At 61.9% G+C, this 11,968-nt stretch carries 10 protein-coding genes and 1 pseudogene; 6 read left to right on the top strand and 5 right to left on the bottom strand.

Annotation, left to right across the window (positions count from 1 at the left end):
- Positions 1-106: 106 nt before the first annotated feature.
- Positions 107-1,216, top strand: coding sequence for a flavin-containing monooxygenase (locus tag N181_RS14215; protein WP_037394568.1), 1,110 nt, complete (start codon positions 107-109; stop codon positions 1,214-1,216).
- 734 nt (positions 1,217-1,950) lie between these two features.
- Here the strand turns inward: N181_RS14215 and N181_RS14205 are convergent.
- The 4 genes and pseudogenes from N181_RS14205 to N181_RS14190 all read right to left on the bottom strand — a co-directional run.
- Positions 1,951-3,021: an ABC transporter ATP-binding protein gene (locus N181_RS14205; protein WP_014329611.1), complete on the bottom strand. Its 1,071-nt coding sequence runs from the start codon at positions 3,019-3,021 to the stop codon at positions 1,951-1,953.
- Between the two features lie 25 nt (positions 3,022-3,046).
- A complete protein-coding gene (locus tag N181_RS14200) occupies positions 3,047-3,895 on the bottom strand; it encodes a carbohydrate ABC transporter permease (RefSeq protein WP_014329612.1) in 849 nt (282 codons plus the stop codon).
- Positions 3,888-4,826 carry a carbohydrate ABC transporter permease gene (locus N181_RS14195; RefSeq protein ID WP_014329613.1) on the bottom strand — a complete coding sequence of 313 codons (939 nt, stop codon included), beginning with the start codon at positions 4,824-4,826 and terminating at the stop codon, positions 3,888-3,890. Before N181_RS14195 ends, N181_RS14200 begins: the two co-directional genes overlap by 8 nt.
- Before the next feature lie 76 nt (positions 4,827-4,902).
- Positions 4,903-6,201: pseudogene (locus N181_RS14190) on the bottom strand (ABC transporter substrate-binding protein); the annotation flags it as partial.
- A 211-nt stretch (positions 6,202-6,412) separates the two neighbouring features.
- Between N181_RS14190 and N181_RS14185 the strand changes: the two are divergent.
- Genes N181_RS14185 through N181_RS14175 form a run of 3 tightly spaced genes read left to right on the top strand, consistent with a single transcriptional unit; the run spans position 6,413 to position 9,432 of the window.
- Positions 6,413-7,618, top strand: a complete 1,206-nt coding sequence (locus N181_RS14185) for an ROK family transcriptional regulator (protein ID WP_014329615.1) — start codon at positions 6,413-6,415, stop codon at positions 7,616-7,618.
- A gap of 45 nt (positions 7,619-7,663) precedes the next feature.
- Positions 7,664-8,764 carry a Gfo/Idh/MocA family protein gene (locus N181_RS14180; protein ID WP_037394558.1) on the top strand — a complete coding sequence of 367 codons (1,101 nt, stop codon included), beginning with the start codon at positions 7,664-7,666 and terminating at the stop codon, positions 8,762-8,764.
- Between the two features lie 26 nt (positions 8,765-8,790).
- Positions 8,791-9,432: a ThuA domain-containing protein gene (locus N181_RS14175; RefSeq protein WP_014329617.1), complete on the top strand. Its 642-nt coding sequence runs from the start codon at positions 8,791-8,793 to the stop codon at positions 9,430-9,432.
- Between the two features lie 153 nt (positions 9,433-9,585).
- Here N181_RS14175 and N181_RS14170 read toward each other — a convergent pair whose 3' ends face one another.
- Positions 9,586-9,795: a hypothetical protein gene (locus tag N181_RS14170; protein WP_234885900.1), complete on the bottom strand. Its 210-nt coding sequence runs from the start codon at positions 9,793-9,795 to the stop codon at positions 9,586-9,588.
- Positions 9,796-10,381: 586 nt separating this feature from the next.
- Here N181_RS14170 and N181_RS14165 point away from each other — a divergent pair.
- Both N181_RS14165 and N181_RS14160 read left to right on the top strand, forming a co-directional pair.
- Positions 10,382-10,606, top strand: a complete 225-nt coding sequence (locus N181_RS14165) for a hypothetical protein (RefSeq protein ID WP_014329619.1) — start codon at positions 10,382-10,384, stop codon at positions 10,604-10,606.
- Between the two features lie 1,081 nt (positions 10,607-11,687).
- Positions 11,688-11,968: twin-arginine translocation signal domain-containing protein (locus N181_RS14160; protein ID WP_155621616.1), on the top strand; the 281-nt coding region annotated here is incomplete at its 3' end.

Genomic DNA, 11,968 nt, shown 5'->3' with positions numbered 1-11,968 from the left:
GGAAGCGCTCTCCGGGCGGTGCAGGCGGGGGATAAGGGAAGGCGGCGCACCGCCCACTTGCCCTCCAGCCCTGTCGAAATTGCCTCCATCCGGAGAGGACGATCGCTTGCATACGAATGTCGTCATCGTTGGCGCCGGACCGGCTGGCCTCGCAGTCGGCGCCTGCCTGAGACGAGCGGGGCTTGATTTCGTCATCCTCGAAAAGGCGCATGAGATCGCGCCGGTCTGGCGGCGCCACTACCGGCGGCTGCACCTGCATACGGTGAAGTCGTTCTCCTCGCTGCCCCATATGCCATTCCCGAAGGATTATCCGCGCTACGTGCCGCGCGAGAAGGTGCTCGCCTATCTCGACGCCTATGCCGAGCGTTTCGAACTCCGGCCGCGCTTTGGCGAGACGGTCAACTCCATCCTCCGCGAGGACGGCGGCTACCTGGTCGAGACCGGAACGAACACCTTCTCCGCGCGCCAGGTCGTGATCGCCAGCGGCAGCAATGCAGAGCCCGTCGTTCCCGACCTGCCCGAAATCGACGCTTTCAAAGGCAGGCGGCTGCACAGCGCTGACTATACCGAGGCCACGCCCTTCACCGGCCAGTCGGTGCTGGTTGTCGGCATGGGTAACACCGGCGCCGAGATCGCGCTCGACCTTGCCGAGTGCGGCGCCCGTCCGACGCTGTCGGTACGCAACGGCGTCCACATCGTGCCGCTCCAGCTGTTCGGTGTGCCGATCCAGATGATCGCCATCGCCAGCCAACCGATGCCGCAGGCGGTGAACGACAGGCTGTTCCCGATCGTCCTCGACTTCGCGTTGGGCAAGCTCGAGAAATACGGCATCGTCAGGCCAAAGCAGGGCATCCTTGAACAGGTCGACGCCGGACGCATCCCGGTCATCGATGTCGGCACGGTGGAGACGATCAAGTCCGGTGGCATAAAAGTGGCGCCCGACATCAAGCGCTTCACTGAGCACGGCGCCATTTTCGTTTCCGGCAGGCAGGCGGAGTTCGACAGCGTCATCCTCGCCACCGGCTACCGGCCGGGTTTCGAGAAATTCCTGCCGACGGAATTGTGGCCCGGCAAGAGCGGCGTCACTCGCCAGGCCTCCGAGCTCGGCCTCTATCTCGTCGGTTTCCACAATCCGGTTACCGGCCTGCTTAGAGAGATCGGCAGGGAGGCGGTTGCGGTGACCAATGATATCAAGCGGCGGAGCAGCACAAGATGATTGCAGCAAAAAACCTCTACTGGCGCATCTTTGACTCAGAAATTGACCTATGATCTTTCGGCATGATTTTCAAACACGCGTTACGCTCACCAAAAAATTTGGACAGCCTGGGACTCGCGCTGGCGCGTGGTCATGGTGCATGCCCACCATGAGCCGGGTGGGACGCTTGCTCAACGGTCCGGACGCGCTTATCGGCGCCGCTTCGCGACGCGGTCGGGTCAAACGGCAGATTGTCGCTTATGCGGATTGGAACGGGGCTTACGACGAATTGTTGGACGAGAAGGGTCGCCGCAGGAGGTTCAGCTTGCGCAGCCGGTCGAAGGCCGGGAACCGGGATGACAACCCCCGGCAAGCCGTTGCGCTTGAACCAGGGAGCGAAATATCGCAACTCCAGTGACAATGCCCAACCCGCCCGGTCGCGCCAGCGACCGGGCGACAATCATCAGGCCGGTCAGCGCCAAGCACCTTGCGGACGAGCCATCCCGCCAACTCCGAAATGAAAAGACTGGTGAGCATCGCAGGCGCCGGAACTGCCTGTCATGCGGAACTTCGAGCGATCCGCGACAGACGATCGCCCTGATGCGGAACAGTCGCTGGCCTTCACCCCGCGGCAGATTCCGACACCGCGCCCGGCCCTTCGCCCTCGGCTCGGGCGAGTGTTCCAATCGTTCGGTTTTGGGGCTTTGCAGATGGGATCGGAGCCAGACGCATCGAAGACCGGTCCATTAGACTAGCTATAACGCGGCGCCGGTGGCGCGGTCGAAGACGTAAATCTGGCTGCGGTCCATCGCCGCCTTGAACAGGGTCCCGTGGCGAGCAGGATGGTCGCCGTCGACGACGGCGGTGATCTGTTCCCCGGCGAACTCGAAGAGGACATGCGTCTGCGCACCGGTCGGCTCGACGAGCCGCGTCGGGCCGGCAATGGCGTTGCCCTCGCCACTGGCGACGAAATGCTCCGGCCGTAGCCCGATCCGGACCGCCTGGCCGCGCCGCACCTTGCGTTCCGGCGCAATGCGGATCGCCGTTCCGTCTCTGAGGCGTACCGCCGGTTCACCGTCCTCGGCATCGACCGTCCCGTCGAGCACGTTCATGGCCGGTGAACCGATGAAGCCCGCGACGAAGAGGTTGGCGGGCGTGCGGTAGAGCTCCAAGGGTGTACCTACCTGCTCGATCCTGCCGCCGTTGAGCACCACGATGCGGTCGGCGAGCGTCATCGCCTCGATCTGGTCGTGGGTCACGTAGATCGAGGTAGTGGCGACCTTCTGGTGCAAGGCCTTGATCTCGGTGCGCATCTGGACCCTGAGCTTCGCATCGAGGTTGGACAGCGGCTCGTCGAACAGAAACACGGCCGGATCGCGGACAATCGCCCGACCCATGGCGACGCGCTGGCGCTGGCCGCCGGAAAGCTGGCTCGGCTTGCGATCGAGAAGCTCCGTCAGCGCCAGCATGCGCGCCGCTTCGCCCACTCGTTTGCTGATCTCCGGCTTGGAAAGCCCGGAGAGCTTGAGGTTGAAGCCCATGTTTTCGGCCACCGTCATGTGCGGATAGAGCGCGTAGGACTGGAACACCATCGCGATGTTGCGCTCGCGCGGCGTCAGTGGATTGACCACCTTGCCGCCGATCAGCACCTCGCCGTCGGTGATCTCTTCCAGGCCGGCGATCATGCGCAACAACGTGGACTTGCCGCAGCCGGAAGGGCCGACGAGCGCGATGAACTCGCCCTCCCGGATCGACAGCGACACGTCGTGGATCACCTCGAGAACCCCGTAGCTCTTGCGTATGTCCCTGAGTTCGACAGATGCCATGATGCTTGCTCCTTGAAACGATGGCTCAGGATTTCACCGCGCCGGCCGTCAGGCCCGCGATGATGTGCTTCTGGGCAACAAAGAAGACGATGACCGTCGGCAGGATCGTCAACGTGATGAAGGCGAGCACGAGTTGCCACTCGGTGCCGAATTCGCCGCGATAGACCATAATGCCGAGCGGCCACGGGTATTTCGTCTCCGTGTTCAGCATGATCAGCGGCAGGATGTAGCTGTTCCAGCTGTGCACGAAGGTGATGATGCTGACGGTCGAGACGATCGGGCGCGAAAGCGGCATGGAGATGTGCCAGAAAAAGCGGATATAGCCGCAACCGTCGACGAAAGCCGCCTGGAAGAGTTCTTCCGGGAGATTCCGGAAATAGTTGCGGAAGAGCAGGATGCTCATGCCGAGGCCGAAGGCGACCTGAGGCAGGATGACGCCCCAGTAGGTATCGAGCAGGCCGAGATCGCGGATGCGGATGAACAGCGGCAGGATCGCGGTCGCCGCCGGGAACATGAGCCCGATCAGGAAGTAGTTCAGCAACTGGTTCGCGCCGAAGAACTTCACATGGGCGAAGGTGAAGGCGGCCATAGCCGAAACGATGACCGTCAACATCACCGTCACGATCGCGATGAACAGCGAGTTCAGCATTTGCCGCCAGTAGCGGTCGCCGAAAAGGATATCGAGATAGTTGGACCACACCCATTCCGAAGGCAGCCCGAAGGGATTGACGCGCAGGTCGCCGAGTGACTTGAAACCGCCGAGCGCGGTCGTCACCAACGGGATCAAGACGAGCATCGCCACCAGCGATAGCGACACGTAGAGATAGATGCGGGTGCCTGTGGTCATGCGAACGGCAGAGGTCGTGTCAGTCATGGCGCATGAAGATCCGTTTGTAGCCGAAGGCGAGCGTGACACAGATGACGAAGAGCACGACGCCGACCGCGCTTCCCAGCCCCACCTGCATGCGGGTGACGCCGTACGTGTAGAGGAAGGTCACCATGGTCTGGGTCGAATTGGAGGGTCCGCCACCGGTGAGCGGCATGATGAGGTCGAAGAGCTGCAGCGAGCCGATGACGGCGAAGAAGATCGACAGCCTGACGGTTGAGCCGAGCAGCGGCAGCGTCACATAGCGGAATTTCTGCCAGCCGGTCGCTCCATCGATCTCGGCGGCCTCCAGCACGCTCCTGTCCACCGCCTGCAGGCCGGCGATGAACAGCATCATGTGAAAGCCGAAATATTTCCAGATGATCACCGCGAGCACCGCGTATATGGCGAGGCTGCGGTCGGCGAGCACATAGGGCGTTGCGACACCGAGGAAGCCGGCGACTGCCGCAAAGAGCCCGTAGTCGCCATCATAGACGAAGCGCCAGATGAGGCCGGCCGCGACATCGGCCAGGACATAAGGGAGAAAGAAGATCAGCCGAAAGGCAACGACGCCGGCGATCCTGTGGGCGAGCATCATTGCAAGCCAAAGGGCGAGCGGAATCTGCAAAAGCACCGACACGAGGATGATGATGCCGTTGTTGATCAGCGCCTGCGAGAAGGCCGCGTTGTTGAACAGGACCTCGAAATTGCGGACGCCCACGAATTGCTGCGGCAGTCCATAGCCGTTCCAGCGATAGAGGCTATACCAGGCCGCCTCGCCCATCGGCAGGATGACGAAAACGGTGAAGAGCAACAATGCCGGCGGCAGGAAGAGGATGAGTACCGGAAGCCGCCCCCGCACGGTCGGGCTCTTGTAGCGCGCTTTCTTGCGGCTCACCGCGGGCGGCACCGCGGTCATTGTCGCAGTCACGTCGGTCATGGTGTCCTCGTGCTGTTCGTACCGGCTGGTCGAAGGCCGGGCGGCGGCTCAACCGCCGCGCCGCCTTGCGTACTCGCTCGAGTTCGCGCGCGTCCTGGATCATCCGGGCGCCCTCTTCGGGGGACATCTGCCCGGAAAGGATTTCGACGGAAACGTCGTTCACGACGCGGCCGACGGAGGGGCCGAGATCCTGGTCGAAATAATTCTGATGCCAGGTGGAAGCAGCGAGTTGATCGGCCGCTGCGCGAACCAGCGGATTGGTGACGCCATCCTCGGCGCCGACCGCTACCGGCACGAGCATGCCGATGCTTGCCATCAGACGCTCATTCTCCGCATTGGTCAGGTAACGCAGGAAGTCGAGCGCTTCGGGCGGAGCGTTCTTCGTCACGGCCCAGCCGTTGAGGCCGCCCAGCGTATCGGTCACGGCGCCCGCCCCGCCCTCGACGGTCGGGAAGGGGAAGCGGCCGATATTATCGATTGCAAGCCCCTTGCCGTCGCCGGAATTGGCGCGCTGGGTCGCCTCGGTATGCTCGAAGCTGAGGATCATCGCCGCCTTGCCGTCGCCGAACAGGCCGAGCGTCTGCGGCCAGGTTGCGCCGAGATAGCCGCCCTGGAACGGTTCGAGCTTGCCGAGTTCGGCGAGTTGCTGGCCGGCCCTGATCATTGCAGGGTGCAGGAAGCCCTCGCCCTCATTGTTTTTGGCGTCCTCGAACACCGGCTGGCCGCCGTTGCGCATGACGAGATAGCTCCAGTAGAAATGCAGCGGCCACTTGTCGCCGCCGCCGCCGGCGATCGGCGTGATTCCGGCGTCCTTCAGCGTCTTCACTGCCTTCAGGAAGTCGTCCCAGGTCTTGATGTCCTCGGCCTTGACGCCCCCCTTCCCGAAAAGCTCCTTGTTGTAGAAGAAGCTGATCGTTCCCATTTTCAAGGGAACCGCATAAATTCGGCCGTCAAAGGTCAGCCCCTTGACCGCGGCGGGATTGTAGCTCTTCTCCCAGGCGCCACCGTCGGCGCGCATCGCCTCCGTCAGGTCCATCAGCGCGCCGGTCTCCGCCTGCTGCTTCAGTACGCCGCCACCCCAGCTATAGAAGAAATGCGGCGCGTCATCCGATTGCAGCAGCGTCGGCAGTTTTGCCTTGAAAGCCTCGTTTTCCAGGAACTGCATCTGGATATCGACGCCGGGATGTTCCGACTCGTATTTGGCGGCGATGTCCTCCCACATCTTCAGATGGGCAGGGACCGTCTCGAGATGGAGCCATTTGACCACCGTCTCGGCGGATGCCTGGCTCGTGCTGAAGAGAAGCGCCATGCCGGCGGCGGCAAGCGCGGACAGTTTGGCGGCGCGCGAGGGCGCCAAACGGCGTTCAAACATCATCATTTATCTCCTCCCAGGGGCAAAACATCCTCACCAATTTTTCCCCAATGCGGATTAATTCAGATGAGATGCCGGCAAATGTCAACAGCCGACGCAAATAATTCGGGCATTCCGCTTGACAGCGACCTCAGATTGCCGGTTATTAAATTCGTGTTCCGACAAAATAATCATCAGCTTCCGCCAGCCACGAGCACCCGAGCATCCGCAGACCATGAAGACCGCCGATCCCGAATTGATGCGCGCAATAAACCGCTTCAACGTGCTGGACACGATCCGTCGGCATGGCCCCATTTCCCGCGTCGAGATCAGCGAGCGCTCCGAACTGTCGACCACGACCGTTTCCGCCATCACCGCATCGCTGCTGGACGACGGCCTCATTCTGACGCGGCACGAGGGCGACATCCGCAACGCCGCCGCAAGGGGGCGGCCGCGCGTCATGTTGGAGCTCAACCCGGATGCCGCCCGCGTCGTCGGCGCCAAGATTGCAGCCAATCGGATGGTCTTCGCCGTCACCAACTTCCGCGGCGAGGTTCTGTCGGATCTGACCCTGCCCATCAGGGTCGACCGCCAGCCCATCGCCGTCATCGCCGACCTGATCGAGGACGGCGTGCGCCGTTGCGTGGTCGACGCGGACCTTTCGCTCGAGGATATCGATTCGATCTGCATCGGCCTTCCGGGCGTCATCGAGCATCGCACCGGCTGCGTCCGCTCGAGCCCGATCTTCCGCGAAACGGATGTCGATTTCGCCAGCGAAATGACGAGCCGGCTCAAGGTCGCCACGATCGTCGAGAGCGACGCGCACGCCATCACGCTTGCCCATCACTGGTTCGGCCGAGCCCGCGATCTCGATGACATGGTGCTCGTTTCACTGGAGCAGACGCTGGGTCTCGGCGTGCTGCACGCCGGCCAGCTTTTCCGCGGAGCCGGCGGCTTGAGCCACAATCTCGGCGACCTCGTGCTCGGTGTCGGCCACAGCCAGACCGTCCGGCTCGCCACCCTTGCCGGCGAGAGCGCCATCCTTGGCGAACATCCGATGGACGGGCGTTTCGCCGAGGCGGTGCGGCTCGGACGCGGCATGGCGCATGCGCAGGCACTCATCGCGGCGGAGGACAATACCCTGATCGCGGCGTCGGCACGGGCGGGAGAGGCGATTGGGCTCGCCGTTGCCAACATCGTCACCCTGTTCGGACCGCCCCGCGTCGTTATCGTCGGGTCGAGCCTGTCGCTCGGCAGCGTTTTCGTGGAAAGCATCCGCGAGGCCTATCAGGCCGCAATCCCGCCCTCGATCCGTTCAGTCGCGGAACTCGTCTTCGACGAGTCGGTCGACGAGACCTGGGCACAGGGCGCGGCCGTCGTAGCGCTCTGTGAACTTTACGAGTCCCCCTGGGGGACGACCGGACCGGCGCCGGGGCTCTGACGCCATGCGCCGGTCTTTCGCGATTTTCACTTCGGGAGGAGAGTAATGGAGAGACTCGGTATCGGCATCATCGGCTGCGGCAACATCTCGTCGGCCTACCTGAAGGCCATGGCGTCCTTCTCCATTCTCGACATCCGCGGCATCGCCGATCTGAACCGCAGCCTCGCCGAACAGCGCGCCGCGGAGTTCAACCTCAAGGCCCGGGACGTCGCCGACCTCCTCGCCGATCCCTCGATCGAACTCATCGTCAACCTGACCGTGCCTAAGGCGCATGTCACCGTGGCGATGCAGGCGCTGGAGGCAGGCAAGCACACCTACTCGGAAAAGCCGCTCGCCACCGACTTTGCGGACGGACGAAAGCTGGTGGCGACTGCGCGGGAGAAAGGCCTGCGCATTGGCGCCGCCCCCGATACATTCCTCGGCGGCTCGCACCAGACGGCCCGCGCAATCGTCGATGCCGGCGTGCTCGGAACGCCCGTCGGCGGCACTGCCACCTTCATGTGCCCTGGTCACGAGCGCTGGCATCCCAATCCCCACTTCTATTACGAGGTCGGCGGCGGTCCGATGCTCGACATGGGCCCCTACTACATCACCGATCTCGTCAACCTCTTCGGCCCCGTCGCCAAGGTCGCCGGCTTTGCCACGGCCGCGCGGAAGGAACGCACGATCACCAGTGCCGCACGCAACGGTGAACGCATACCCGTTCACGTGCCGACCCATGTCGCCGGCGTGATGGCCTTTGAGAACGGCGCAGTCGTACAGATCGGCATGAGTTTCGACGTGGCGGGACACAAGCATGTGCCACTCGAGCTCTACGGAACCGAGGGTACGCTGATCGTACCGGACCCGAACCATTTCGGCGGCCAGATCGAGCTTCTGAAAAAGGGCGGCGCCTTCGAGCCGGTCGCCACCACGGATCCCTATGCGGACGGCAATTACCGCTCGCTCGGCGTTGCCGACATGGCGCACGCCATTCGCTCGGGAAGGCCACACCGGGCGAGCGGAGATTTGGCGCTGCATGTACTCGAAGTCATGGAGGCCTTCGGCAAGGCGGCGGAGACCGGAACAACCATCAGCATCACCACGAAGATCGAGCGTCCGGCACCGCTTTCGGCATCGCTCGTCGACGGCCGCATCGGCCGCTAGTCCAGATTCTTGAGAAGGAGTTCGACATGCGTGAGGCACTGATCGTCTGGGGCGGCTGGAGCGGCCACGAGCCGCAGGAATGCGCCAATATTATCCGCGATATGCTGCAGGAGGACGGCTTCAAGGTCTATCTGGAGCACACGACCGAAGCCTTCGCCGATCCCTCGATCCACGACCTGTCGCTGATCGTGCCGATCATGACCATGTCGAAGATCGAGAAGGAGGAGGTGAAGAACCTCGCCGCCGCCGTTGAAGGAGGCGTCGGTATTGCCGGCTATCATGGTGGCGCGGGCGACGCTTTCCGCGAATGCGTCGAATACCAGTTCATCATCGGCGGCCAATGGGTGGCGCATCCCGGCAACATCATCGATTACCGCGTGAACATCACGCGTCCGGACGACCCGCTGATGGAGGGCATCACCGATTTTCCCTACACGTCCGAGCAATATTACATGCATGCCGACCCGTCGAACGAGGTGCTGGCGACGACGACCTTCTCCGGCGAGCACGCCTGGTGGATCGAGGGTGTTGTAATGCCGGTCGTCTGGAAGCGGAAGCACGGCAAGGGCCGGGTCTTCTACTCTTCGCTTGGCCATGTGTCGAAGGAATTCGATGTTCCCGAAATGCGCACGATTTTCCGCCGCGGTGCCAACTGGGCGGCACGCTGACTCGCGTCGGCGAGCGCTCTGGCACATGGCCTGCTTGCGTTGATCTGGCCGTGGGGAGACGTTCGCGCACTTCGCCTTGCACGAGGCGCAAGTGACCTATTCGGTCGGCGGCGGAAAAGGTACTGCGGCTCGCGAGTTGATCCTTACGGCTCGCTAGGTACAGCGCTCACCTTCACCCAGCAACCGCAGAACTTCAGCTTGGATTTGCAAACACGTCGTCTCGTATTCGGCGAGCAGTTCGGGCTGGTCTCCCAAGTGCAGCTTTTCCAAAGTTCGTGCCGCAAGCGCATAGGCTTCGAAGAGATCATCCGACTTGCGGCTCTTCACGGAGAGCAGTTGCTTTCGAAACCGCGGCAGGGCCATCGCCAAGCGGGCTCTGCCGACTCGAACTAGTGACATTTTTTCGCCTGCCTGAGAATCAAGCTGAGCCGGCCTTTATTCGCCGGCGGCCGGCAATCCCAGAGCTCTGCTGAAGGGACGGGCGGCATCGCTCTGGGACATCGCACCTACGCGGGGTTTTACCCCTTCTTCCGGGGCACGCTCTATCGCATATGGATCGGGAAAAGTGCGTGGCAAGGGGATACGACCTTTGACGAGTCTCACGTCGGACTTAAGTCCCCTGGGCAGGGCGCGCGGGAACCCGGAAACGCCACATTCGTTCTCTCCCTGCGAACGGGAGTGTATAAATGTTACCCCGCCATGATACGCACTCAACTGCTTTCCCGATCGGCCTACTTCTGCTCGCCGTGGGCGCTATCCTGGCCTACTTGGCAATCGGCGGGGCGTGGTCGGAGAAGAAGACCGAAACAGCTGTCTACACGCCGCAAATAACAGATAACGCGAAGCCGCGCTAAGATCCGGCCTACTCAGAAGCCAGGCACGGGACAAGGTTTTCACGAAGCCATCACGGTGGTTGAAGTTTCACCTGCTTGGACTGGGAGGAACCACAATGGCCAAGCGTTTAGCAAAGAACACGTCGCCAACGAAAGAGACCGAGGCCGAGCTTGTGGAACAGGTCGTTTCTGACTGGTGCAAAATGCATCAAGTGGACCCGATAAGCCATACGGCTGTGATGGAGGGGCTGAGAGTTCTCTACATGATCCGCGAGTTTGATTTGACGGACAGAGAGGAGCTTCTGAAGGAATTACTAGCGAGCGATGAGGAGGGCGCTTGAGCTGCGCTCGCAGCCCCTGCAATTATTCTTGCTATCGCTATTCTTGCTATAGCTATCGCCGCAACGGCATGGGTTGACTAGCCCGGATGACCGGCAATCTGCCCTACCGGTCTTTGGTCCTTTCGCGCAGGTCGACCGGATTTCTGATGCCTTCCTGAAAGCACGATCATCCTCCTCACGAGCTTTTCAGCTTGCGGCATGTCGATCTTTCCGGATTTGGGTGTCAAAATTCCGGAAACGCGCGACCCACTACAATCCGTTACCATGTCTCCGACGCCGCTGCCCGTATGTCGCAGATCTCAGTCGCAAATGTCTGAATCCCGCGACCGACTTTTGCGACAGAAGTTGCGCTTCAGTTGTCCATTTAGAGCGTCGGGCGCAAATAGAGGTGGCTTAGCTTTCCGCGATGCGTCAACGCAAACCCCCATTCAAGCGTGGCATGCTCAAACTCGACGTCGCAGATATCGAGGCCGTCTTGCGAAACCCTTTGAACGAAAGGTCTTTCAACGCACCAGCAACGCCATAAGCAATGCGGAGCCAACCTATGGACGGAGCTGCATTTGCGGAGTACGCTATAGTAGAATATGCTTGTATGGAGGCCGTTTCGGCCAATCGGGAGCAAGTAAAGCCGCGGCCAAATATGTGGCGGGTTCCATCAGCCTGCCTGCACGCCTGGGTCACCTCTCACTTCAAGATAAACTCGCTGAACTGGTGTTTGTAATTGCCAGTAGTGCGTTTGGCGATATGTGTCGAGGAAACCCTCTCGGGTCCGAGCGGATCACGGCCACATCGCGATTGTTTCATTCCAAACGATCCCGTTCTGAGGATTGAGGCCAGGTTACGATGGTTTCGAGCGCGCCGTTGTCTAGTGTCGGGTCAGAATGAACCGGTTCGTCCGGGGCTTGCCGACGACCGCCGAGGCCAGGGTTGGACGACCACGTACCCCGGTCAGCGTCGCCGGGGTGGCACGGCGCACGGTGCGGCGCTGCGCGGTTGGTGTGTACTACTGCTAGGGTTTTGCCTCGAGGCTGAGATTTTGAAACCGCCCCGGAAAGGCTTCCATCGGTGAGGAAAACGAGCCATGAATCCGGAATCAACAGGAAAAAAGATCACAAGTGGCGAAGCTGGCGCTGGTCACGGAAATATGAGCCGCCGCGATGCAATCAAAACAGCGGGTCTGGCTGGAGTGGCGGCGCTAACAACGAGCGCCGTGTCAACGGCGCAGACGGCTGAGGATACACCAGCCGCAGCCCAGGCGAAAAACCCTTACGGCGGGGTGCCGAGCGGCGGGATCACGCTTCCACCCTACTACCGGCCCACGCCGAGCCTGGTGAGCAACAACGTCTACTATCCGGGCCAGGA

This window comes from Sinorhizobium fredii USDA 205 (assembly GCF_001461695.1).
Lineage (GTDB): Bacteria > Pseudomonadota > Alphaproteobacteria > Rhizobiales > Rhizobiaceae > Sinorhizobium > Sinorhizobium fredii.
The sequence above is the reverse complement of the archived record's forward strand: the minus strand, read 5'-3'. Positions and strand labels throughout refer to the sequence as shown.